General features: G+C 65.7%; 20 protein-coding genes and 1 tRNA gene. 6 read left to right on the forward strand and 15 right to left on the reverse strand.

Annotated elements, in window-relative coordinates; translation table 11 throughout:
* Positions 1 to 268: 268 nt before the first annotated feature.
* Positions 269 to 835: a dCTP deaminase gene (dcd, locus tag OG921_RS02410; RefSeq protein ID WP_266110732.1), complete on the reverse strand. Its 567-nt coding sequence runs from the start codon at positions 833 to 835 to the stop codon at positions 269 to 271.
* Between the two features lie 52 nt (positions 836 to 887).
* A complete protein-coding gene (locus OG921_RS02415) occupies positions 888 to 2,342 on the reverse strand; it encodes an aldehyde dehydrogenase (protein WP_266110733.1) in 1,455 nt (484 codons plus the stop codon).
* Positions 2,343 to 2,589: 247 nt separating this feature from the next.
* Between OG921_RS02415 and OG921_RS02420 the strand changes: the two genes are divergently transcribed.
* From OG921_RS02420 to OG921_RS02430, 3 genes are all read left to right on the forward strand, one after another.
* Positions 2,590 to 2,660: transfer RNA gene (locus OG921_RS02420), tRNA-Gly, on the forward strand.
* Positions 2,661 to 2,841: 181 nt separating this feature from the next.
* On the forward strand, positions 2,842 to 3,873 hold the full coding sequence (locus OG921_RS02425; RefSeq protein WP_266110734.1) for an alpha/beta fold hydrolase: 1,032 nt from the start codon (positions 2,842 to 2,844) through the stop codon (positions 3,871 to 3,873).
* An 81-nt stretch (positions 3,874 to 3,954) separates the two neighbouring features.
* Positions 3,955 to 4,620 (forward strand): class I SAM-dependent methyltransferase, encoded by a 666-nt coding sequence (locus OG921_RS02430; RefSeq protein WP_266110735.1) that lies wholly within the window; start codon positions 3,955 to 3,957, stop codon positions 4,618 to 4,620.
* A 99-nt stretch (positions 4,621 to 4,719) separates the two neighbouring features.
* Here OG921_RS02430 and OG921_RS02435 read toward each other — a convergent pair whose 3' ends face one another.
* On the reverse strand, positions 4,720 to 5,985 hold the full coding sequence (locus tag OG921_RS02435; protein WP_266110736.1) for a competence/damage-inducible protein A: 1,266 nt from the start codon (positions 5,983 to 5,985) through the stop codon (positions 4,720 to 4,722).
* Positions 5,986 to 6,086: 101 nt separating this feature from the next.
* Here OG921_RS02435 and OG921_RS02440 point away from each other — a divergent pair, with 101 nt between their 5' ends.
* On the forward strand, positions 6,087 to 6,233 hold the full coding sequence (locus OG921_RS02440) for a hypothetical protein (protein ID WP_266110737.1): 147 nt from the start codon (positions 6,087 to 6,089) through the stop codon (positions 6,231 to 6,233).
* Positions 6,234 to 6,240: 7 nt separating this feature from the next.
* Here the strand turns inward: OG921_RS02440 and OG921_RS02445 are convergent, their stop codons facing one another.
* From OG921_RS02445 to OG921_RS02455, 3 genes are all read right to left on the reverse strand, one after another.
* Positions 6,241 to 7,281 carry a pirin family protein gene (locus OG921_RS02445; protein ID WP_266110738.1) on the reverse strand — a complete coding sequence of 347 codons (1,041 nt, stop codon included), beginning with the start codon at positions 7,279 to 7,281 and terminating at the stop codon, positions 6,241 to 6,243.
* Between the two features lie 63 nt (positions 7,282 to 7,344).
* Positions 7,345 to 8,271 carry an alpha/beta fold hydrolase gene (locus tag OG921_RS02450; RefSeq protein ID WP_266110739.1) on the reverse strand — a complete coding sequence of 309 codons (927 nt, stop codon included), beginning with the start codon at positions 8,269 to 8,271 and terminating at the stop codon, positions 7,345 to 7,347.
* A 77-nt stretch (positions 8,272 to 8,348) separates the two neighbouring features.
* On the reverse strand, positions 8,349 to 9,398 hold the full coding sequence (locus tag OG921_RS02455; protein WP_266110740.1) for a hypothetical protein: 1,050 nt from the start codon (positions 9,396 to 9,398) through the stop codon (positions 8,349 to 8,351).
* 131 nt (positions 9,399 to 9,529) lie between these two features.
* On the opposite strand from OG921_RS02455, the gene OG921_RS02460 reads away from it, so the two are divergent.
* On the forward strand, positions 9,530 to 10,126 hold the full coding sequence (locus tag OG921_RS02460) for a TetR/AcrR family transcriptional regulator (RefSeq protein ID WP_266110741.1): 597 nt from the start codon (positions 9,530 to 9,532) through the stop codon (positions 10,124 to 10,126).
* Between the two features lie 151 nt (positions 10,127 to 10,277).
* A complete protein-coding gene (locus OG921_RS02465; RefSeq protein WP_266110742.1) occupies positions 10,278 to 11,492 on the forward strand; it encodes a serine/threonine-protein kinase in 1,215 nt (404 codons plus the stop codon).
* 51 nt (positions 11,493 to 11,543) lie between these two features.
* On the opposite strand, the gene OG921_RS02470 is transcribed toward OG921_RS02465, so the two are convergent.
* From OG921_RS02470 to OG921_RS02510, 9 genes are all read right to left on the reverse strand, one after another.
* Positions 11,544 to 14,894 (reverse strand): AAA family ATPase, encoded by a 3,351-nt coding sequence (locus tag OG921_RS02470; RefSeq protein ID WP_266110743.1) that lies wholly within the window; start codon positions 14,892 to 14,894, stop codon positions 11,544 to 11,546.
* Positions 14,895 to 15,005: 111 nt separating this feature from the next.
* On the reverse strand, positions 15,006 to 15,713 hold the full coding sequence (locus OG921_RS02475; protein WP_266110744.1) for a DUF4352 domain-containing protein: 708 nt from the start codon (positions 15,711 to 15,713) through the stop codon (positions 15,006 to 15,008).
* 299 nt (positions 15,714 to 16,012) lie between these two features.
* Positions 16,013 to 17,086 (reverse strand): YeiH family protein, encoded by a 1,074-nt coding sequence (locus OG921_RS02480; RefSeq protein ID WP_266110745.1) that lies wholly within the window; start codon positions 17,084 to 17,086, stop codon positions 16,013 to 16,015.
* Positions 17,087 to 17,128: 42 nt separating this feature from the next.
* Complete coding sequence (locus OG921_RS02485; RefSeq protein ID WP_266110746.1) at positions 17,129 to 17,860, reverse strand: hypothetical protein; 732 nt, start codon at positions 17,858 to 17,860, stop codon at positions 17,129 to 17,131.
* On the reverse strand, positions 17,857 to 18,477 hold the full coding sequence (locus tag OG921_RS02490; RefSeq protein WP_266110747.1) for an alpha/beta hydrolase: 621 nt from the start codon (positions 18,475 to 18,477) through the stop codon (positions 17,857 to 17,859). Before OG921_RS02490 ends, OG921_RS02485 begins: the two co-directional genes overlap by 4 nt.
* Entirely contained in the window at positions 18,474 to 19,805 is a 1,332-nt protein-coding gene (locus OG921_RS02495; RefSeq protein ID WP_266110749.1) for an MFS transporter, read from the reverse strand. Before OG921_RS02495 ends, OG921_RS02490 begins: the two co-directional genes overlap by 4 nt.
* Before the next feature lie 107 nt (positions 19,806 to 19,912).
* A complete protein-coding gene (locus OG921_RS02500) occupies positions 19,913 to 20,965 on the reverse strand; it encodes a 3-keto-5-aminohexanoate cleavage protein (protein WP_266110750.1) in 1,053 nt (350 codons plus the stop codon).
* A gap of 45 nt (positions 20,966 to 21,010) precedes the next feature.
* Positions 21,011 to 21,901: a TauD/TfdA family dioxygenase gene (locus OG921_RS02505; protein ID WP_266110751.1), complete on the reverse strand. Its 891-nt coding sequence runs from the start codon at positions 21,899 to 21,901 to the stop codon at positions 21,011 to 21,013.
* 31 nt (positions 21,902 to 21,932) lie between these two features.
* Entirely contained in the window at positions 21,933 to 22,907 is a 975-nt protein-coding gene (locus tag OG921_RS02510; protein ID WP_266110752.1) for a quinone oxidoreductase, read from the reverse strand.
* Positions 22,908 to 22,930: the final 23 nt, after the last annotated feature.

Genomic DNA, 22,930 nt, shown 5'->3' on the forward strand with positions numbered 1-22,930 from the left:
GACGGCGGCGCGCTACGGTCCCCGCGGAAAAAGAAACGGGAACGACCAGAGAGATCGACGGTTTCTCCGCCGGGAACGCCGTAACTCATATGGATCGCACCAGCCTCAGGGAGCGGAATTGTCGCGAAGGACGAGCCCCCGAGACATCAGCGGTTGAAAACTTGATGTTCTACCCGCCTGTCGCCCCCACTCGAGGGTTTGTTACAGGTCACCTGGCTCCGCGTAGCGAACTTCCAGTAACAATTTTCAGTGCGCAACCAATCGCTGCTCAGCGCACGAAGTTCAGGTACGCCTTCGAGGGCGTCGGACCGCGCTGACCTTGGTATTTGGAGCCCGCTTGGGAGCTGCCGTACGGGTATTCGGCGGCGCTGGTGAGCCGGAGCAGGCACAGCTGGCCGATCTTCATTCCCGGCCACAGCGTGATCGGCAGGTTCGCGACGTTCGACAGCTCGAGCGTGATGTGCCCGCTGAAACCGGGATCGATGAAGCCCGCCGTCGAGTGCGTGAGCAGTCCGAGCCGGCCGAGGCTCGACTTCCCTTCGAGCCGTCCCGCCAGATCGTCCGGCAGCGTGCAGATCTCGAGGGTGGACCCGAGCACAAACTCGCCGGGGTGTAGGACGAACGGCTCCCCCGGCGTTGGCTCGACGAGCGTGGTCAGCTCGTCCTGGCGCTGTGCGGGGTCGATATGGGTGTATCGGGTGTTGTTGAAGACTCGGAACAGGTTGTCGAGGCGGACGTCCACACTCGACGGCTGCACCAGCGACTCGTCGAACGGTTCGATCCCAAGTCGGCCCGAAGCAAGCGAGGCCCGAATGTCGCGGTCGGAGAGCAGCACGAGTGCAGCCTATCCGCGGCGAACATTCGAACCCCGCTCGGTGGGCCGTCGACTAGAGCGCCGCCCAGACCGACTTCGTCTTCAGGTACCCCTCGACGCCTTCGCGTCCGAACTCGTGGCCCCAACCGGACTGCTTGTATCCGCCGAAGGGCACATTGTGATCGAAGACGAGCTGGCTGTTCAGCGTCACGGTGCCGGCCTGCAGGCGCTTCGCCACACGGTGCGCCCGGCTGAGGTTCGTGGTCCACGCGGTGGCGGCCAGACCGTAGGTCGTGTCGTTGGCGAGCGCGACGGCTTCGTCGTCATCGTCGAACGGCAGCACGGTCACGACCGGCCCGAAGATTTCCTGGCGGTAGAGCCGCATGCCGGGGTCGACGTTGGCAAGCACGGTCGGATGCACGAAGTACCCCTTCCGATCCAGCCGGTGCCCGCCAGTGACGACCTCGACGCCGTTGCTCTTGCCTTCATCGATGAAGCCCATCACCCGGGTCAGCTGCTTCTGGCTGATTAGCGGGCCGCTCATGCAACCCTCTTCGTCGGGACCACCGAGCTTGAAATTGTTCGCCACGTTGGCGATGCCCTCGACGACCTGGTCGTACACGCCGCGCTGCACGAAGATGCGTGATCCGCAGACGCAGCCCTGTCCGGAGTGGATGAAGATGCCCATCGACGCCATCATGATGGCCATATTCAGATCGGCGTCATCGAAGATCAGTACCGGCGACTTGCCGCCGAGTTCCAGCATGACCTTCTTGAGGTTGCCCGCCGACGCCTCCACGATGCGCTTGCCGACCTCCGTCGACCCCGTGAACGCGATCTTCTCGACATCGGGATGCGTGGTGAGCGCCGCGCCCGCGGTATGGCCATAGCCGAGAACCAGGTTGACGACGCCTTCCGGCACACCCGCTTCCTTGATGAGTCGGTCCAGCAGCAGCGCCGACAGCGGAGTTTCCTCGGCCGGCTTGACGACGCTGCTACAGCCGGCGGCCAGCGCGGGCGCGATCTTGGCGCACGCGTTGAAGATCGGGCCGTTCCACGGGAAGATCAGCCCGACAACGCCATACGGCTCCTTGAGAGTGTAGGCGTGCATCTCGGCGAACTCGCCGGAGACACCGCCCTCCATCTGCACCTCGTAGGCGTTGCCGTTGAGCTTCGTACACCAGCCGGCGTAGTAACGGAAGAACTCGGCACAGGTGGGCACGATCATTTTCGCCTGCGCCAGCGGCATCCCGGTGTTCAGCGAATCGAGTTCGGCGAGTTCGTCGGCGTGCTGGTCCATCAGGTCGGCGATGCGCCACATGACCTTCGCGCGCTGGCGGGCCGGTAGACCGGTCCAGACGCCTGCCTCGTACGACGCGCGGGCCCGGGCGACCGCCTCATCGACCGCCTTCTCACCGCCGTCGGTGAACTCGGTGATCTGCTCTTCGGTGACCGGATCGATGATCGGGATCACCTCGCCGGTGCCGGGTCGCTCACGAATCTCGTCAAGTAATGCCTGCAGCGTCATGCCGACCTTCCCTCGTTGGACAACTGGTTCGGTTGTTCTGTGCCCCACACAGTTCGGGCATCGCGCGCCACTCGACACGCAACAACGCTACCGAATGTAGCGTAACTAGATTCTCTCGTGAAGAGAACTGGCCTACCAGTGTCCTCGAGATGCTCTGCGTGAGCGGTTTCGGCCGGTTCCGCGAGTGCCGGGCAATCGCCGGACCGCGTGGCGTTCTTTGCTACAGTGGCGAAGCGCTGCGGCGCGCGCCGATGTAGTTCAATGGCAGAACATCAGCTTCCCAAGCTGAATACGCGGGTTCGATTCCCGTCATCGGCTCTCTCATCCCTTCCCCACTCCACCCGAAATGCCCGTTTGGGTCCCCAATCTCCCGTGGTGGCTGTAACGCAGGCGCCTCAGCGGCCCCGTCGCTAACTGTTACACGGACCACGTGTGGATATTGCCCAGTGGCGCAGGAAGATCGGGTCCGTTTGAGTGGCGACTTGGGCAGAATAGGCGCGTGGAGCAACGCGTGGGTCGGTTGACGACGACTGACGGCGACGACATGGCTTACGCCACGATCGGCGCCGGCCGGCCGCTGGTCTACGTCTCCGGCTGGCTCAGTCATCTAGAGCTGAGCTGGGAGCTGCCGGAGGAGCGGGCGTTCTACGAAGATCTGGCGCAGGGCTGTCGGCTCGTGCGATACGACCGCGCTGGATGTGGGCTGTCGGCGCCATCGACGCGGTCGCCGTCGCTGGCGCACGAGCTCGATCAGCTTGCCGCGGTCACCGCGCCCCTCGGCCCGGAGCCCTTCGATCTGATCGGCACCTCGATGGGCGCACTGGTCGCGGTGGCGTGGGCGGCAGCGCACCCGGACACCGTCCGGCGGCTGGTGCTCTACGGCGGCTGGGTGTCCGGCGCAAATATTTCCCCGCCCAGCGCGCGGGAACACGTCCTCGGACTGGTCGAGTCGCATTGGGGACTCGGCTCGGACGTGCTCACCGAGATCTTCGCTCCCGACGCCGGTGCCACGACGCGCAAGGAGTTCGGTCGCTACCAGCGGGCCTGCTCGACCGCCGCCACGGCCCGGGCGCTTTTGGCGATGAGCTACGAGCTCGATGTCAGCGACCTCCTCGTTCAGGTGCGCGCTCCGACGTTGGTGGTGCACCGAGCCCACGACCGGGCCGCTCCCGTCGAGCAGGCCGCAGCACTCGCCGAGGGCATCACCGGTGCGCAGCTCATGGTGCTGCCCGGCCGCTCGCATTTGCCGTACGCGGGTGACGCCGACGCGCTTGTGGCGACGGTTCGCCGGTTCCTCGGCCTGCGCGTCGCGCGGCGGGGCGCCCGTACATTGACGGCACGGCAGCGCGAGGTCGCGGCGCTGATCAGCGAGGGGTGCACGAACCGCGAGCTCGCCGCGCGCCTGGGCATCGATGAACGGTCTGCCGAGGGTCATGTCGAACGGATCCGCCTGCGCCTCGGGTTCCGCTCGCGAGCCCAGATTGCTGCGTGGTACGCCGCCCGGCGCGACCGGCCGGAATCGGCGGAGTGAGGTAATTCCACGCCTGACAGATCTAACGGTGTCGCGCATCGTTGTGAGATCGACAAACAACGAGACACCGCTGGAGCAAAGATGATCGACAGGACTATCACCACCCCGTCAGCGAACACCTTCGAGCCGCACGGCGGTCGCGGCCGGTTCAATGCCGCGTTCTTCCAGGTCATGGGTCCGTACTTGGAATGGAACCTCCGCCGACGTAAACGACGCGTGTTCGCCGGGCTCCCGCGCGAGGTCGTCGAGATCGGGCCGGGTGTCGGCGCCAACTTCCGCTATCTCCCGGCCGGCGGGACCCTCGTCGCCATCGAACCGAACCGGTACATGCATAGCCGGCTGCACGCCGCAGCGCGCCGCCGCGGCGTGCAGCTCGATCTGCGCGAGCGCACGGCCGAGCAGACGGGCCTGCCCGACCACAGTGTCGACGGCGTCATCTCCTCGCTCGTGCTCTGCTCGGTACAGGATCCCGCGGCCGTGCTCACCGAGATCCGGCGCATCTTGCGCCCCGGTGGCACCTTCCGCTTCGTCGAACACGTGGTGGCCAGGAGCGGCACACCGACACGTGCCGCGCAACGGATCCTTCGCCGGCCGTGGGCCTGGACCTTCGAGGGCTGCTCGTGCGAACGAGACCTGGAACATTCCCTGCATGCCGCCGGATTCGAGAGCGTCACCATGGACCGCTACCGGGTGCACACCCCATTCCTCCCGTTCAATACCCACATCGCCGGCACCGCGAAGGCGTGAAACGGCGCATCGCAATTGACTGGGAGCGTGAGTCGCTCGTTGGTTGGGCGGAACCAATGCGTTCGTCGAGGACCTCGAGAAGCAGAAACCCGGGCTCACCTACACCTCAGCCAGCACACGCCGCAGCAGATGCATCGCGACGGTGGTGGAGCGATCACGAATATCGGCGCGGTTGCCCGGCATTCGCGTGGTACGGCGCAGCGTCGTGCCGTCCGCGAGTACGACACAAAACGAAACCGTGCCCACCGGCTTTGCCGCGGTGCCCCCGCCCGGGCCGGCGACGCCGCTGATCGCGACCGCGGTATCGGCACCGAAGCGCCGCAGCGCACCGACCGCCATCGCTTCCGCAACCGGTTCGGACACCGCGCCGTGCGCCTCGATCAACGCCGGGTCCACCCCGAGCAGGCCCACCTTGGCTTCGTCGGCGTATGCCGTCACCCCACCGACGACGTACGCCGACGATCCCGGCACCTCGGTCAAGCGGGCAGAAAGCATTCCAGCCGTGCAGGATTCCGCCGTCGCGATCCGCCGGCCGGTCAACAGCTGCGCGACCTGATCGTCGACCAGCGCGCCATCTTCGGAGAAGATCTCGCGCGCATGACGGTCCCGCAACAGCTTGACGAGCCGCACATACACACCAGCGGCGTCGGGTTCGAAACGGGTGACCATCTCGACCTCGCCACGACGCAGGCACGTGGTGATCTCGAGCCCGCCGATGCCGGGCACCAGCCGTTCGGCGTCCCGCAGAGTGTCGGCAAGGCCCGACTCGGCCAACCCGAACATCCGAATCGTCTCCTGCCGGTACGCCGTCCGGCCGACGATCGCCGCCTGCAGCGGCTCGGTTCGTACGGCCTTGTGCCACATCGGTTGCAGCTCGCGCGGGGGGCCCGGCAGCACGACGACCGTCGGCGTGCCCGCCACGACGAGGCCCGGGGCTGTTCCCACCGGGTCGAGCACCGTGGCACCGACCGGTACGAGCGCCTGTTTGCGGTTGGCGGCCCGCACGGACTCGAAGTCGACGTTGTCGAAGCGCGCCATCAGCGGCTTCACGATCGCGGCGATCCGCTGTTCGAGTGCGACGTCCAGCACCAGGTCGAGCCCGCAGAAGCGCGCGACGGCCGCGACGGTGAGGTCGTCGGCCGTCGGGCCGAGGCCGCCACTCGTGACGATCAGGTCGACGCCCCGCGCTGCGAGGAAATGCAGCGCCGCGTCGATGTCGTCGGGCCGGTCACCGCAGATCGTAGTGTGCGCCAGCTCAACGCCCAGTTCGAGAAAGCGGTCGGCCAACCACGGGCCGTTGCGATCCTGGACTCGCCCGGTCAAGACCTCGGTTCCGGTGACCACGATGCCCGCGCGTGCACTCACCAGCTAGACCCTACGCAAACAGCTACAGGGGAAGGCCCCCGCACGCGGTGCGGGGGCCTTCCATTCCGAGTTGTCGCCGACCTGATCAGGGAGTGGGTGCGTTGGCGACGTTTGTTCCATTAGCGCCGTTGGTCGCCGGTACCGGAGTTGCCGGCACCGCCGACGCCACCAGCGCCACCACCTGCGCTTTGATTGGTCAAAATCACGCCGGCAGCATGCAACTTTCCGTCACCATCACCCACGGGTGAAAATCGGTCAGATGACTACGTGTTCGGGACGTTCGAGCCGCCCGTCGGTATGCCGGGCAAACCGGGTCTCGGACTTCGGATGGACCACATCTGTCCGATCCCACGGCCAGCCACCGAATTGTGTTCGCTGGTAGTCGTCGTAGGCTTCGGCGATCTCCGCGCGCGTGTTCATCACGAACGGCCCGTGCTGCGCCACCGGCTCCCCGATGGGCACCCCCTGCAACAGCAACAGCTGGGCGGAGGAGTCACCTGTCTCGACAACAGTCGCCCCGGGCGATGTTTGCGCGTATCCGAAACCGTCGGCCACGTCGTTTCCGTCGATGATCGCCGCAGCGCCGTCACCGTAGACGTAGAGCGCCCGACGCGCTTCGCCGCGCAGCGCAGCCGGCAGTTCAACTCTGGCGTGCGGCTGCAGGTCCAGCATCCACACCGCAACATCCGATTCTGGCCGTGCCGCCCACGAATTCGACGGCGTCGCAAGGGGTTCGGTGTCGCCGTAGCCGCCGGCGATGATCTTGATCTGCGCCTTGCCGCCGTCCGGTCCGGTCACTTTCACGACGGGTATGTCCTCATTCCACAGCATGGTGAACTCGGGGTCGGCCTTCTTGTCTACGGCAGACAGGTTGAGCCAGATCTGAAACAGCTCAAAGGGGTTGTCGGAGTCCTCGTTCAGCAGCGGGAACATCTCCGAGTGCGACACCCCGTTGCCTGCCGTCAGCCATTGCACGTCACCCGCGCCGTAGCGGGCCGCCGCTCCGGTGGAGTCGGCGTGATCGACAAAACCGCGCGTGACGATGGTGATCGTCTCGAAACCCCGATGCGGATGCGCGGGGAAGCCGGGCACGGTCTGGCCGTGATACATGCTCCAGCCCTCGGGATTACCGAAGTCGCGGCCCAACGCATGGCCGGCGAGCGATGCGGCCGGCGTCATCTTCGGCGTGGCCTTCGGATAGTTGTCGACGTGACGGGTCGCGAAGAGGAAGGGGGCCAACGCTTGCCAGGGACGGTCCAGTTGAAAGGTCTGACCGGAACCACGCTGTGTGCGCATGACACTCTCCATTCGAGCAGACGGAGTCTCCGTCGCAATGATGCGCTCGGTTGCGTCTCGACCTCAAGCGTCCGACGACGTCTGCTCTTCGCGGTCCCATACCTCGAGCAGCGTGCGTAGGATCTCTTCGGCACGGCCCAGCCCGGCGAGATGGCTTTCACCGTGGATCGGGTGCAGGTGTGCATCGGGTAGCAGCGACACCACATGCTCACCATGGGCGAACGGGATGATGTGGTCCGCATCGCCATGCCACCAATGCACCGGCACCTTGACCTCGTGCAGGCGGAACCCCCACGGGCGGGCGAACGCGACGACATCGGCGAATGGTGCCGACATCTGCTTTCGGGAGCCGTTCAGCAGGTCGTCGAGGAACATCGCACCGAACTCGGGCCGCAGCAGCAACCGGCGATCGCCCTCCGGGGAGACCGCGGCGTAGAGCTGCAGCGCCGAGTTGGCAACGGGCCTGATCAACCTGATCAGGGTGACGGCCGCCATCCCGATGGGCACTCCGGCAACTTCCAGGACCGGGGCGAGGAATGAACCCAGCGTCATCAAACCGCCGCTGATGGCGTCGGGGCCAACCGTCGGCGCAACACCGCCGAGCACACCCGCGACCACCACTCGGTCGGGCATCGCGGCAGCACATCCCAGGGTGTACGGCCCACCGCCGGACAGCCCCACCACGGCCATCTTGTCGATACCGAGGACGTCGGCGATTTCGCGTAGGTCGGAAGCGAATTCGCCGACCGATCCGTACAGGAAGGGTGTCGACGAGCCGATACCGGGCCGGTCGATGCCGATCAGTCGGACGTGGTTGAGTTCGGCAAACAGTCGGGCCTCGGACGGGATCTGGCGGCGCGCTCCCGGGGTGCCGTGCAGCCAGAAGATGGCCCGACCCTGGGGGTCGCCGAACTCGGCAAAGCCGATCTGCCGATCGTCGCCGACGGCGATGTTCCCCTCCAGCTTGGGGCGTTCAATGTTGTGACCCATGTCAGCGAGTCTCACATGTGATACGGAGTTGAAACAGCCCGGGTACCGCACGCGGGATCGACGTGGCCGATCGCGATTCAGTTGCTCCGGTCTTCCAGCCAGATTCCTGCGGGCGCAGCAGGCAATCCCACGTCCTTGAGGGTAAGGATTCCGGCGGGGGCGGCGGAAACGTTCAGTGCGGCACTGACCGCCGGCATCGCCGTCATGGTGTCCCATTCGTGGTTGCCCCAGGTTTCGGGCGGGACGAAGCGGATGCGGGTCTGCACTTCGGGTTCGCCCTTGATGACGACGTGATAGTGGTCGTCGTCGAACTCCCAGTCTCCGTTGAGCGTCTTCGTGAGGTACCACGCGACATTGGACTGGATGACGGTCTTGCCCTTCACCTTGCCGTTCCAGCCGGCACGGAGGGCGGCGATGGTGTCCTTGCTGATCTTTAGCCAGCCAAGGTCGACGTCCTCGGACGCGGTCTGGTGTTCGATGAAGAACTCGAGGTCGTCCAGTTCGAAGTCCAACGCGACTGCCATGCGCTCCACGGAATCGCGGAACGTGCTGAGCCACAGTTTCGCCATCTCGATCACCGCGGGCGACGCCTCGGGCAGCGCGAAGCCAAGTGCCTGCCACGTTTCCGCCGACTCATAGACCGAAACGTCAGCCGACTCGGAAATCGACACCTGCTGAACGTCGCGACAGACGGCCGTCAGCCCCGTCACCATGGTGTTGATCCAGCCCGGATTGATGCCGGTGATGTAGAGCGAACTGTTGCCCTTGGCGCATGCCGCGGCGAGCCTGTCCTTCGTCTCGCCCTGGATGCCACCGACGTTGAGGAATAGATTCGTGCTGATGACGTCGAGTCCGCTTTCGAGCAGTCGCACTGCGTGATCCACATCGGCCATGAACGGGTTGTAGAACACGGTGTCGGCGCCCAGCGCGATCAGCGCGTCGATATCGGTGGTGGCGAGCACCCCGGTGTCCGGTCGTCCGCACAGCGCTCCGGCGTCGGTACCCGCTTTCTCGGCAGAGTAGGCATACACCCCGACCAATTCGAGCCGGGGATCGTCGAGAATGCCCCGCATGCTCAGCTTTCCGACCTTGCCTGTGGTCCATTGAATGACGCGCAGCTTGCTCATGGGTTCCTTCGAATCTGTCGGCTGATCGGGTATCGAGCTCAGTGTGTTCAGTTCGGGTTCAGGAGGCACCGGAGCGACCTACCGTTGGGGATACTAGACACTATTTCTCGTAATTAATCTAGGCTCCCCGCATGGACGAAGTGCCGCGCCTCGGCCGACCTCGAAGTCAGGCAACACACGACGCGATCCTCAATGCCGTGCGCGACATCCTCCTCACTGGCGGCTACGCCGAAGTCGCGATGGATCGCGTCGCCAGCGCGGCCGGGGTCGGGAAGCAGAGCCTGTATCGCCGCTGGCCATCGAAAGCACCGTTGGTCGCCGAGGCCGTGATGGCTGCCTACGGGCAGCACGGTCCGTTGCAACTGCCCGATACGGGCGACATCGAAGCCGACCTGCGCACGTGGCTGCAAGGACAGGCCGTATACCTCGGCTCGGCGCGAAACATCGCCCTCAGCCGCGCGCTCGCCGTCGCCACTGCGGATAATCCGCTTGATGCCGATGCCCTCTACAGCCAGCTCGCCGACCCGAACCATGACGCGTTGGTACGCCGCCTGCAAGCTGCGGCGCAGTCGGGCGATATTCGGGCGGATGCCGATCTGGAAGCGGTCGCAGACGCAATTATCGGCGCGACGGTGTACCGCATCCTTACCCGCGTCAGGACGGTCGAGGAAATCTCGAAACGCTTCGACGGGCTCGTCGACTCTCTGATTGGGGGGTTGCGGGCATAGCGGTACTGCGTACCGAACACCAACGGAATTCAGGACAAACTGTCCATGAGTACGCGGCCACCATGCAACCGCGGATCGAAACTCTCTGTGAACCAACCATCGACCGTTCCGAGATTGCGCGCACTCGTCCGCCGCGGCTAGCCTCGATTTCATGCCGGTCCCCGACATTCTCGGTGGCCGCTACGAACTCCGCGGCGTCCTGGGACGTGGCGGAATGGCCGAGGTCCGCGACGGCTGGGACCTCCGCTTGCACCGGGCCGTCGCGATCAAGCTGCTGAACCCCGCGTTCAGCAGCGCCAACGCTGAGCAACGCCGCCGGTTCGAGGCCGAAGCGAGGTCGGCCGCCGCACTCAACCATCCGAATATCGTCGCCGTCCACGACACGGGCGATTACAACGGGGTGCCCTACATCGTGATGGAGCGACTCCCCGGACGCACTCTTGCCGACGACATCGCGCTCGGGCCGATACCGGAGCGGACGGTACGCCGAATCCTCGGCGAGTTGCTCGGCGCGCTTGCGGCTGCGCACGACGCCGGAATCCTGCACCGAGACATCAAGCCGGCAAACATCTTGTTCACGACAACCGGTGCGGTAAAGCTGACGGACTTCGGCATCGCGAAAACCCGCGACGCAGACCACACCCGCACCGGTCAGATTGTGGGCACGCTGGCCTACGTCAGCCCCGATCGGCTCTACGGGCGACCCGCCGCCGTTACCGATGACCTCTATGCGGTCGGCGTCGTGGGATACGAAGCTCTCACCGGCCGCCGGCCATATCTGCAGAACAACCCAGCGGCGATGGCGCGCGCGATCTCCGACGGTCCACCACCACCACTGGAGACAGTGCGGCCAGGCCTGGACCCCACGCTCACGGTCGCCATCGGAAGGGCCATGGCGCACGACCGGGACCTTCGGTTCACCGATGCGCGAACGATGCTCGCGGCCCTCGCAGCGCCGCCGGAGGGTGCACCCGTGCCGCAGCCTGCGCCGAGGCAGATGCCGATTGCTGTCCCGCCCGCCGCGACCCTCATCGGCGCGCCCGCACCCGACCCCTCGCACAGAACATCGCCGCGCACGCGCACCAGGATTTTGGCTGTCATCGCAGCGGTCGTCGCGATCCTGGCCGCCCTCACCTACGCCCTCGCCACCGCTGGGCAGCAGGAAGACTCGCCGACACCGGGCACCACCACCGAAACGGTCGTTCCCGCCAGCGCTGCACCACCCACCACGCCCGCAAGCATCCCGGTCCCCGTGGCCCCCGTCGAACCCCCTGCGAACGGGAACCCGCAACCGGACAATGGCAACGGCAACGGCCAGCAGAAGGAAAAGGAGAAGAAGGAGAAGGGCAACAACGGCCCACCGTGAGGGAGCGCCCGGTGATGAACGAATACCACCCTCCAGTCAAACGGTCCGCTCTCAGGACAAGCTGTCCACAAGCGCGCGCGCATCCTGCAGGTCGGCGGTATCGAAGCCCTCGGTGAACCAGTCGTAAACAGGCACAAGCAATTCCCGCGCCTCGTCGCGCCGTCCCTGCTCCTGCCACAACCGACTCAGGCTCGTGGCCGCACGCAACTCCCAGGACTTCGCTTGTTGTTCGCGGGCAACCTGTAACGCGCGCTCGAAGCACTGTTCTGCCGCGGCGGTGTCAGGTCCGTCCTGCTCGAGCAGCAACTCTCCCCTGATCCGGTACACCTCGCCCTCGTAGAGATGCTCGTCATTGCGATGCACCCACCCGAGCGCTTCCTCGAGTGACGCCAAGCCCGCCTCCACCTGTCCGGCCTTGCCGTACGCCTCGGCCAACAAGGCATGGAACCACGGATACACCGCAGCAATGCCAAGGGCACGGCGGCGTTCCAACGCTTCGCAGATGTCCGAGATGCCCCTGGTCACTTCGCCCTCTTCGGCCAGCGCCCAACCCCGGGGCAGAAGGCACCAGAGCTCCACTGCGTCAAGGCCATGGTCCCGAGAAATCGCAAGTGCCGCTTCCGCCTGTGTCCGTGCGGATTCGGGATTCCGGCGCAGTTGAGCCAGCTGGGCAGAGAAGAGAAGTGTCAACGCGACGCTGTAGCTATGTTCGAGCCCGCGCGCATGCGCCACCGTCCGCTCCATCGTCTGCACCGCCTGCGTTGGGTAACCCAGCACCCAGTCGGCGAGCGCACTGAGATATCCGCACAGCACCCCCGTGTCCTGGAGGTAGCTGACCACACATTCTTGGTGCTGGTCCTGGGCATAGCAGGCGAGGCCCTTCGCGCTGTGGTTACGCACGTCGACGACATCGCCCTGCCACCACGCCGTATAGGCCAGCATTCGGTGTCCGACCCCCATGATGAGCGGGTCGTGCTTCGGTTCGGCCAGCCCCACGAACTCCTCCGCCAGAGCCCGCGCCTTCGGCAAATGCCCCTGCACTATCTGTGCGTATTGCAGGCCGGACAGCGCCGGGAACAGCTCCGGGGTGCCGCCAACCTGGCGCGCGAGATCGCACGCCCTGGCGTAAATGCTCTCCACGGATTGCGGCCCGTCCACGCTGCCCAAGCTGGTGCCGAGCAATATCTGCAGGGAAATCTCCTGCCTGTTGCGCTCGGGTGTATCGGGCAACGTGGCGAGCAGTTTCAAGCCCCGATTCGCGTGGTTGGCGGCCTCGCGGTTGGCGGAGTGCTGCAGGGCGCGCTGTCCGGCGGCGAGCCAGTACGGGATGGCCTGTGCCGTCAGTCCAGCCTCGGTGTAGTGGTGCGCCAGCAGTTCGGGTTGGGTGGAAACTGTTCCAGGGAAATCGGATTCGAGCGCTCGAGCGATGCGTTGATGGTGGTGTTGCCGGGTGCTTATCAGCAGCGACTGGTACGCCGCGTCCTGGAGCAGGGCGTGCTTGAATCGGTAGGTGGACTCCGGCGGCGACCCGTCTTCGTACAAGAGCTCCGCGTCCGTCAGCCGGCGCAACCCCTGCCGCAAATCGTGCTCGTTCCCCGGCGCAACGGCCCGCAGTAACGCGTAGCTGAACTCGCGCCCCAGCGTCGCAGCCAACTGGGCAACCGATTTCACCGGTGACAACTGATCCAGGCGCGCGGTCAGCGAGTCGTGCAGCGTGTTCGGAATCGCCAACGCGGGTAGCGGGCCGGTCAACTCGTAGCGTTCGGCGTGCTCGACGAGTAGCCCCGATTCGAGCAGCATCTTGGTCAGTTCTTCGACGAACAGCGGCACACCGTCGGTCTTGGCCATCACCTGGCCCATAACCTCCGCCGGCAGGCGCTTGCGCCCCGCGACTCGGCTCGCCATTTCGGCAGCATCGCCGGGCGGCAAGCGGCCGAGAGTGATTGCGGCAACGTGCGGCAGCGGTGGCCACGGTGGTTCGAAGTCCGGTCGATAGGTGAGCAGCATCATGATCCGAGCGGCCGGCACCTGCTCGATGATCAGGGTGAGCAGCTCGACCGTGGTGGGATCGATCCATTGCAGATCTTCCATGACGAATAGCAGGGGCTGCTGAGCCGCTCTGTCGAGCGTGACCTTCACGATCGCCTGCAAGGTTTGCTGCTTCAGCTGATCGGGCGGCACGGTCACTCCGGTGTATTCCGGCGTCAACGGAATCGACAACAGCGACGAAAACAGCGGCACCGTATCGGCGAGGGGCTGTCCGTTCTGGACCAACCAACCCTCGAGTTTGCGCATCTTCTGAACGGCGGAGTCATTGCGCTCGAAGCCCAATGCCATCCGTTCGAATGTGTCGATCACCGGATGCAGCGCAGTGTGCTGATAGAAGGGCGAACACTGGAGTAGCACGAGCCATGCGGCGTCGGAGGTCTGTTCGCAGATCTGCCGCACGAGGCGGGACTTGCCGATGCCCGCCTCACCGCTGAGCAACAGCACCTGTCCCCGGCCGTCGACGACTCGCGCCCAGCTTTCTTCCAGGCACTGCATTTCGGTTCGACGACCGACAAGGGCGGTCAGGCCGGCTTTGCCAAGCGCTTCCAGCCGGGTCCTGGCGGTGCTTTCGTTGAGCACCTGGTAGGCCTCCGGCGGCGCGGCGACGCCCTTCAGCACTGGACTACCCAACGACCGGCAGGTAAACAAGCCGCCGAGGAGTTGATGGGTCAAGGCACCGATTACCAGCGTGTTCGGTTCCGCGATGCCCTGCAGCCGGGCCGCGATGTTGGGAGTTTCGCCCAGTGCCATGTCGGCGTGACCGGTTCCACTCAACTCGCCGACCACCACGAGTCCGGTGTGGCATCCCAGACGCACAGCGAGCGACAAGCCGTATTTCGCCGTCAGGTCGACGTTGAGCCGTCCGATGGCCTCCACCATCCCGAGCCCTGCGCGCACTGCCCGTTGCGCGTCGTTTTCGTGAGCGACGGGATAGCCGAAGTAGACGAGTAGTCCGTCGCCGAGGTAGAGGGCTATGTGGCCATCGAATCGCGCGATCACTTTGCCGCACGCGTCGTAGTAGGCCCGCATGATCTCGCGCCACACTTCGGGATCGAACCGGCCGGCGAGCGGCGTCGAATCCACGACATCGCAGAACAACATCGTCAGATGCCGACGCTCGGCCGCCGGAGAACTCGGCTGCGGAGTGGCGGACGGGATCGCGGATTCGCCGGTCCACACAAATCCGGAACCCTCGTCACGAATCGTTGCACCATGCGCGTAGCGGAGCTCTTCTGCGACAGCTTTGAAGCGGTTGTCATCCAGATCGAATTCGAGCTTCAACCCTTGGTAAGACACCCGACCGCGGGTGCGGACCATCTCGACGACCTGGTCCAGCACCGTGTAGAAGTCCATCGTCGACGCTCCACGTCGTCAGTTCCCCCGTTGGAGTCTTGCACGAACCTGGATCGCGCGCGAACGACAAAAGCCCGGCCCCAAGAGGGCCGGGCGATGACGGTGCGACGTTTACTTCAGGTTGACGGTAACGCCGTTGGAGAACATCGAATCGTGCAGTTCGATGTGGTCGGCAACCGCGCCGGCGGGAAGATCGAACACGACAACGGTGTCGATCTGGTTCCCGGGATTGATGCCGGTCAGCATCGTGGAATTAATATCCGATCCGGCCTCGATGGCGATCTCGGCGCTCGTGTCGTTCGAGAACTTCCGGTCCTGCGTATCGAACAGGTCCTGCGACATCTGGAGGAAGTCCTTGGGCTTGTCGCTGGTGTTGCGCACCGTCAGGTGAACCACGGTGTACTGACCCTGGGCAGTGGACTCGAGGTAGGGATTGTCGCCGACCGTGGTCAGGCCCTGCTCGACGTTGGTGACGACGAACTCGAACTTTCCATCGCGGACGGGCGCGCCGATGCCCGGTGTGCTGTCCTCGACGGCTGCTGGCGCCGGTGCACCGGCTTCTGCGGCTGCGGCCGGCACGGGCGCGCCTTCCGACGCCGCCGTATCGGTGTCCGATCCGCCACCCGCGTTCGAGACGATGATGATGGCGACGATCGCAACGCCTGCACCGAGTACCCACCGCAACTTGCGGCTCTTCTTCTTCTGCGGCGGCTGTGGAGGCGCCCCCCATTGCGGGGCGCCCTGTTGCGGATACTGCGGGGCATACGACTGCTGACCGCCCGGCTGTTGAGCGAATTCGGTTGGCACGTTGTTACTCATGAATTTCCTGTCTGAACTATTATTTGTCGTCTATTAAATTACCGTCGGCTGTACAACAATTCTGTGTGCATTTGTCACACGGCGTATGGACCTTGGTCACCTGCACGCGAATGCCGAATTGCGCAGCGTAGATATATTCCCAAACGATTTGAATTTGTGACGCTTTTCACCCGCGGCGATCCACGCCCCGGGAATAATTAGCCTTGGCGCCCACACACTTTCGCGACACACATTACTGTCGCGACGACAGAATGTGAGCGGCGAAAGCAGCATCTGGATGCCTGAAACGGCCCTTGGAACTATCCGACGATCAACACACCGGCGAACGAAATGCCGGTCACCAACGCCGTTGCCGACGCGGCGAGAACGATTGGGCGCCAACCGAGTCCGCGCAGTACTGCGATTCGCACGCCGGTTCCGAGAGCGAACATCGCCGCAGTGAGCAGGAGCGTCTGGATCGTCCGCGCGAAGTCGAGGGCGTTGGGTCCCAGGATTCCGGTTGTCCGCACGGCCACGCAGGCCATGAAGCCGACCAGGAACAGTGGCACGATCGGCGGGCGCTGGGCGCTGACGGGCGCATCGGACCTGCGCCGAGCCGCCACCGCGACCCAGGCAGAAACGGGTGCCAACAGCGCGACTCTCGCCAACTTGACGGTAACTGCGATGGCGAGGACGCCGCCGCCGGCGGCTGCCGCGGTGTCGAGCGTGCCGCCGGCCGCCACGACCTGAGCGACCTCGTGAATCGCTGCACCGGCCCACATTCCGCCCTGCTCGGGATCGAGCCCGAGCAAGGATGCGGCCGCGGGAAGCAACGGGATCATGGCGGTGCCGAACACCACGACCAGCGCGACCGTGGTGACGAGGTCCTTCTTACGGGCACTCACGACGCCGTCGATCGCTGCCGCAGCGGCGGCCCCGCAGATCGAGAAGCTACATGCGATGAGGATGCGTTGCGGCCAGTCCAGGCCGAGCAGCTTCCCGATTGCGAGGGTGCCGGCAATTCCGCCGACAACCACAGCGACCACGACTGCGAGGGTTCCCCAGCCGAGTGCCAACACTGCAGGCAGCAGCAACTGCAGGCCGAGCAGCGCAACTCCGATGCGGAGCAGCCGGCGCGAGGCGACGGCGATACCGGGTTCGAACGTTGCGGGGGGCGGCACCAGGTTGGCCAGTACCGCACCCAGCAGGATGGCGATGAGCATCGGACTCGTACCACCGAGCAGTCTCGCGAGGACGAAGGCCGCCGCGGTGGCGATCGCGCAAAGCGCGAGCCCCGGAACTGCAGTGCGCAGCCCCCCGAGTGTCCGTGTCGCACCGACGCGCCGGTCCGCGTCCGGAACCGCTACTGCGGTGTCCTCCGGTGCTGTTGTCATGTGCGACACGGACATTCTCCTGATCGGTTCGGTCGAGTGGTGTTACTTGGCGGTGGGCGCAGGTACCGCGGGAGTGAACGGCGCGTTGATCGTGGAGAGGTACTGGATCGCTGCTCCGATCACCACGGGGCCGGAGACCAGAAGCGAGCCGCCCAAGGTGCCGAACGGGAGGAAGGTCGCCGCGCCCACCATGCAGCCAATGACGGCACCGGGCACCGAGCCCACCAGGAAGGCGAATGCACCGACACCGGCGCCGAGCGCAACGCCCGCGGCGCAGCCGACGGCAGCTGCACCGACGGCGCCGACGACGGCGCCGACCGCCGCGCCGGTGGTGATCGTCGTGGTCAGCCGCGCCCAGGCGGCCTGCTCACGCTCGTACGGGGTCTTCCACGGCGCGCTCTCCTGGAACGGCAGGCCAACCGGCTTGTACACCGCCCGGGTCGGATCCGGCGTCAGGGTCGCGGTATTGCCGGCCACCTTGGCGTCGACCGGCATCGAGATGTCGTCGACTCGCAGTTCGAGCGGGACGCCTCCGACGATAGTTCCGTCGGCGGCCTTGATCTGGAATTGCCCGTTCGCGACGGTGAGGCTGCCCGCGTCGGTCGTGATCACGGCCGCAGTCCCGTTGTTGTGTGCGGTGTAGTTGATCCGCGGCGCGATCTGCGTGCTCGGCGCCGTCGTCGACGCGACGGGCGCTGCGTTGACGGTGCCCACGGCCGAACCGATGGTGGCGACGGTGAGTGCCGCTACTGTGATTGCTTTGCGAATCTTCATGAAACTAATGCACTTTCGATGTTGGAGCTGATACGGGAGGGGATGTTCGACGATTGCTCGGCGAGGGCCGCCACGAGTGCTTCGGCGGGCTGCCACGGTCCGAATCCGGCGGCGGGGTTGAGATGTCCGACCGGGCCGATGTCGACGAGGCGGGAGTGCCATTGCTTGGCCAGGGCGACGACGCTGTCGTAGCGGGCGAGCGGGTCGTTGCTGCTGGCGGCGAGGATGCTCGGGAACGGCAACGGCCGGCGCTGGGTCGGATACCACCCGTTGTCGCGCAACTGCTCTCGAGTCGGGTAGCCGTCGGGCAGTGCGACGGTGAGGTCGGGCGGTGTGGCCAGCAGCGCGCCGGTGATCGGGCGGGAGTGCTGTTGGGCCCACGCCGCGGTGATCAACACGCCGGCACTGTGCGCCACGAGGACGACCGGGCCGTCCACGTCGGCGAGCACCTTGTCGAGCGCGGCGACCCGCGCATCGAGGCTGACCTTGTTCTCCCTCAGCGGCTCGACGGTCCGAGTGCGGGGAAGTTCGTCGGCGAGCAGCGTCTGCCAGTGGTCGGCGACATGGTCACGCAGACCGGGCACGAAGACGACGGTGGTGGAGTCGAGCGCGCTCATGCGTTGGCCTCACTCTTCGCCGTGAGGGTGGCCAGCTTCTGCAGTCCCTGTGGGTAGCAGCGCTTTCCGAGAACCAGGACAACTATTGCCGCGAGGTAGACCAGCGGTGCCAGCTGCAGTGCCTGGATCAGGCTCATCTTGTCGGCGAGCACGCCGACGATGAACGGGCCGGCGGCGAGACCGAGCAGGCTGTTGGCCAGCGTGAGCGACCCGAACGCCGAGGCTCGCACCGAGGAGTGGGTCAGGTTGGCGACCATGGCCGTGATCGGTCCCGAAGAGCCGGCGGAGAAGAAGGCTCCGGCGCCGATGAGGACCAACTGGGCAGTGCCGGTGTCGAGCCGGAAGGCGACGACGAGGAACACACACGACAGCACGCAGAAGATGATTGCGGTGGTCCACTTACGTCCCGGATCGGTACGCGAGACCCGGTCGGTGAGGATGCCGCAGAACACCATGCCTGCGCCGATCAGCAGGACGAATATCGCGGCCATCCCGGCTGCCTTGTCAGCGGCCAGGCCGTAGGCCCGGTTGAAGTAGCTGGGCAGCCATGCCATGAGCGCCGCAGCCGTGAACATCTGCAGGCCGCCGCCGATGTAGGCGCACAGCACCGCGGGGTTGGTGAACAGGCTCGAGATCGGCACACGCACCACAGCACCGCTCACGTCCGAGGTCTGCTCGAGGACGTGGGGAGCGAGCTTGCGGTCGGTGACGAAGGCGCGGAACATCGCAACGAGGATCAGGCCGAAGACCGCCATCGCGGCGAAGGACCACCGCCAGCTCAGCTGCACAGCGATGACGCCACCGAAGGCAACGCCGAGCACCGAGCCGAACGAACCGCCGGCCATGAATGCACCCGACAGCGACGCCCGCAGTCGCGGCGCGAAAACGCTGAGCACAAGCGCGATTCCGACGCTACCGTAGGCTGCTTCGCCCACGCCGACGAGGAAGCGCGCGGCAAGCATCTGGTCGTAGGAGCCGGCGACGGCACAGAGCAACGTAGCAAGGCTCCATAGCGTGGCCATGACAACGAGTGCGCGTGCGCGGCCCCATCGATCGGCAAGCAGCGAGAGCGGGAGCGTCAGCAGGCCAACCATGAGCGCGACGACGCTGTTGAGGGATCCGAGGTGCGAATCGGTCAGTGACCATTCGACCTTGAGAAGGGGGAACACCGCGCTGAGCACCTGCCGGGACATGTAGTCCGACAGCAGCAGCCCGAAGGTGAGCGCGAACACGATCCACGGGTAGCGGCGGGAGAGTAGTTTGCGGGTGGCGGACGGCGCGGCGGCCGTGGTGGCCGTTTCGGCCTTGGAGGTCGTGGGAGAGACCATGATCTTCTTCCTCGGTGGAGAAGTGTTGTGGACGAGCCGGATTGGCATACTTGTTGGGGGCGTGGCATAGGGCCTATGCCACGCCCCCATCGAGTTTGGCTAGTGGGTCAGGCGTGCTGGGTGAAGCCGCGCTGGCCCGGATGGCGGTTCGGCGCGTAGCCGAGCTTGGCGAGGGTTTCCTCGGCGCTGGAGTAGTGCTCGTCGAGCCGGTAGATCTCGCGAGCCTCCTTACCGGTGGCGACCTCGCGGCCGAGCTCGTTGGCGATCCGGACGAGCTGCTCGATCTGCTGGACGGAGGTCAGCTTCTCGCCCTGCCGGCCCCAGAGGGTGTCCTCGGTGCCACAGCGGGCGTGCAGACCCATGGCGATGGCCATGGTGTTGACGGGCAACACGCTCCGCATCAGGGTTTCCAGGGTGAGCACGGCGCCGTCGGGGGTGCGACGGATGAACTCCATCATGTTGTACGGGTTCGGTCCGTCGAAGCCGCCGCCGATGCCGACCCAGGTGACCATCAGCGGGCCGGTGTAGACGCCGCGGCGGATCAGCCGCTCGACGGTCTCGAGCTGCGCGACGTTGGCGAGCTGAAAGTGCGGCTGGATGCCGTTGGCCTGCAGGCGACGCAGGTGCTCTTCGACCCAGCCCGGTCCGGCGGGGACGGTCATCTCGCGGTAGGCGTCCCAGACCTCGGGGCGCTCGAAGGAGGTGCCCGCGACGTCACTCGGGGTCATCAACTCGACGATGTTCATCTGGTTGGTGTTGATCGCGATGGTGACCTGGTCCGGCTTGGGGTCCAGCTCGGCGAGCATGTGGCGGGCATCGTCGGACAGCCACTTCGCATCCGCACCATCACCTTCCGGCGCGAACGAGATCGAGCCGCCGACCTGCAGGATCATCTCCGGCACGGCCTCGCGGAGCCGGCCGAGCAGCTCGTTGAACTTCGAGAGGCGCTTGGAGCCCTTGCCGTCGAGTTCACGCACGTGGATGTGCAGCACCGTGGCGCCGGCCTCGTAGCAGTCGACAGCCTTCTGGACGTGCTCGTCCATGGTGAGCGGAAGGTCTTCGCGGAAGTCGTCGATCTCCCACTCGGGGCCGTACGGAGCGACGGTGATGACCAGCTTCTCCTGGGTCTCCGGGAAGAGCGAATCGTCGTGGAAATGCATTGGTAATTCCGTTCTGTGGTTGGTTGGGCGGCTTCGAATGAATGCTCAGAAAGTGGGAGTGCCGACGATTCCGGCACGTTCCATCTTGCGCACGGCGGGCCAATAGTCCTGCACCGCATAGTGTTGCGTGGACCGGTTGTCCCAGATCGCAACGCTGTTGGGTGTCCAGCGCCAACGCACCTGATACTCCGGGATCGCGGCCTGGCTGATCAGGTAGCGCAGCAGGTCGCCGGCGCCGGGGGCGTAATCCGCACCGAAGCGAACGTTTGCCGGTGTGTGGTAGTTGACGAAATGGGTCGTGAAGGCATTGACGAACAGGACCTGTTCGCCGGTCTCCGGATGGGTCCGCACCACCGGATGCTCGGCGTCGGGGAAACGCTCGTGCATCGCATGCCGCTGCTCGATTGGCAGGTTCGCCCCGAAGGAGGCCTCGATGCTGTGCCTGGCGCGCAGGCCGGCGATCTGTTCGCGCACGGCGGCGGGCAGCTTGTTGTATGCCTCGACCATGTTCACCCAGATCGTGTCGCCACCCACCGGCGGAGACTCCACGCAGCGAAGCACCGATCCCATCGGCGGAATCACCCGCCACGTCGCATCGCAGTGGAAAGCGTTCTCGTAGTGCTCGGCGGGGCTGTCGAGGTCCTTGTAGATACGCACGAGACCGGGATGTTCCGGGTCGCTACCGGCGACCGGATGGTCCTCGAGCGGCCCGAAGCGCTCAGCCAGCGCGACATGCTCGCCGCGCGTGATGTCCTGGTCCCGGAAGAACAACACCTTGTGCCGCAGCAGGAGTGCGCTCAGCTCGGCGAATTGTTCCTCGCTGCGCGATACCTCGCCGAGGTCGACGCCGAACACCTCGGCGCCGAGCGAGCAGGTCAGTTGCTCTACCCGCCATTGCATTCCGGTGTCGGCCGGATCAACCGCAGTGATGGTCATGTCAGTTTCTCCTGTTTTGCGATTGCGATGATCAGACGGCGAAGACAGAGGCGCCGACCGACTTGCCTGCCTCCAGGTCGCGGTGCGCGGCGACCGCGTCGCGCAGTTCGTAGCGCTGATTGATCGAGACGTCGATGCGGCCGGCCGCGATGTGGCCGAACAATTCGCCGGCGAGCTCGGCCCGCTCGGCGGGATCGGCGATGTAGTCGGCGAGCGCAGGACGCGTGACGTAGAGGGACCCCTTCACCGCGAGCTGCATCGCGTTGATCGGCGGGGTCGGACCGGACGCGGTGCCGAAACAGACCAACAGGCCACGGCGGGCGAGCGAGTCGATGGAGGTCTCGAAGGTCGATGCGCCGATGCTGTCGTACACCACCGGCACGCCCGCGCCGTCGGTGATCTCACGGACGCGCTCGGCGACGTTCTCCCGGGTGTAGACGATCACGTGCGCGCAGCCGTTTGCTCGCGCAATCTCGGCCTTCCGGTCGCTCGAGACGGACCCGATGACGTTGATACCCAGCAGGTTTGCCCACTGCGTGAAGATCGATCCGACACCACCGGCGGCCGCGTGCAGCAGTACGGTGTCACCGCGCTTCAGCGGCGCAATGCGACGGAGCAGGTAGGCGGTGGTGAGTCCCCGCATCGTTGTCGCTGCGGCGGTGTCGAAGCCGATTCCGCCCGGCAGCGTGATGAGATGCTCCGCCGGCATGATGCGTTCGGTGCTGTATGCACCGAGCGGGCTGCCGGTGTAGGTGACCCGATCGCCCTCGCGCACACCGGTCACGCCGGACCCAATGGCTTCCACGGTCCCGGCGGCTTCGACGCCCATGCCCGCGGGCAGCGGCGCCGGGTACAGCCCGGTCCGGAAGTAGGTGTCTGCGAAATTCAGGCCGACGGCGCCGTGCCGAACCCGCACCTCGCCGGGGCCGGGGTCGCCGACTACGGCGTCTTCCCAACGCAACACCTCGGGTCCACCGGTCTCGTAGAATCGAACAGCGTTCGCCATGGTGTTTCCTCTCCTCGATCGGA

The sequence above is a fragment of the Aldersonia sp. NBC_00410 genome (genome assembly GCF_026342035.1).
Taxonomy (GTDB): domain Bacteria; phylum Actinomycetota; class Actinomycetes; order Mycobacteriales; family Mycobacteriaceae; genus Aldersonia.

Excerpts from the sequence above, each read along its gene's own strand:
- OG921_RS02415 (WP_266110733.1), bottom strand. The coding sequence starts at position 2,342 with ATGACGCTGCAGGCATTACTTGACGAGATTCGTGAGCGACCCGGCACC.
- OG921_RS02430 (WP_266110735.1), top strand. The coding sequence starts at position 3,955 with ATGATCGACAGGACTATCACCACCCCGTCAGCGAACACCTTCGAGCCG.
- OG921_RS02445 (WP_266110738.1), bottom strand. The coding sequence starts at position 7,281 with ATGCGCACACAGCGTGGTTCCGGTCAGACCTTTCAACTGGACCGTCCC.
- OG921_RS02450 (WP_266110739.1), bottom strand. The coding sequence starts at position 8,271 with ATGGGTCACAACATTGAACGCCCCAAGCTGGAGGGGAACATCGCCGTC.
- OG921_RS02455 (WP_266110740.1), bottom strand. The coding sequence starts at position 9,398 with ATGAGCAAGCTGCGCGTCATTCAATGGACCACAGGCAAGGTCGGAAAG.
- OG921_RS02460 (WP_266110741.1), top strand. The coding sequence starts at position 9,530 with ATGGACGAAGTGCCGCGCCTCGGCCGACCTCGAAGTCAGGCAACACAC.
- OG921_RS02465 (WP_266110742.1), top strand. The coding sequence starts at position 10,278 with ATGCCGGTCCCCGACATTCTCGGTGGCCGCTACGAACTCCGCGGCGTC.
- OG921_RS02470 (WP_266110743.1), bottom strand. The coding sequence starts at position 14,894 with ATGGACTTCTACACGGTGCTGGACCAGGTCGTCGAGATGGTCCGCACC.
- OG921_RS02475 (WP_266110744.1), bottom strand. The coding sequence starts at position 15,713 with ATGAGTAACAACGTGCCAACCGAATTCGCTCAACAGCCGGGCGGTCAG.
- OG921_RS02480 (WP_266110745.1), bottom strand. The coding sequence starts at position 17,086 with ATGACAACAGCACCGGAGGACACCGCAGTAGCGGTTCCGGACGCGGAC.
- OG921_RS02485 (WP_266110746.1), bottom strand. The coding sequence starts at position 17,860 with ATGAAGATTCGCAAAGCAATCACAGTAGCGGCACTCACCGTCGCCACC.
- OG921_RS02490 (WP_266110747.1), bottom strand. The coding sequence starts at position 18,477 with ATGAGCGCGCTCGACTCCACCACCGTCGTCTTCGTGCCCGGTCTGCGT.
- OG921_RS02495 (WP_266110749.1), bottom strand. The coding sequence starts at position 19,805 with ATGGTCTCTCCCACGACCTCCAAGGCCGAAACGGCCACCACGGCCGCC.
- OG921_RS02500 (WP_266110750.1), bottom strand. The coding sequence starts at position 20,965 with ATGCATTTCCACGACGATTCGCTCTTCCCGGAGACCCAGGAGAAGCTG.
- OG921_RS02505 (WP_266110751.1), bottom strand. The coding sequence starts at position 21,901 with ATGACCATCACTGCGGTTGATCCGGCCGACACCGGAATGCAATGGCGG.
- OG921_RS02510 (WP_266110752.1), bottom strand. The coding sequence starts at position 22,907 with ATGGCGAACGCTGTTCGATTCTACGAGACCGGTGGACCCGAGGTGTTG.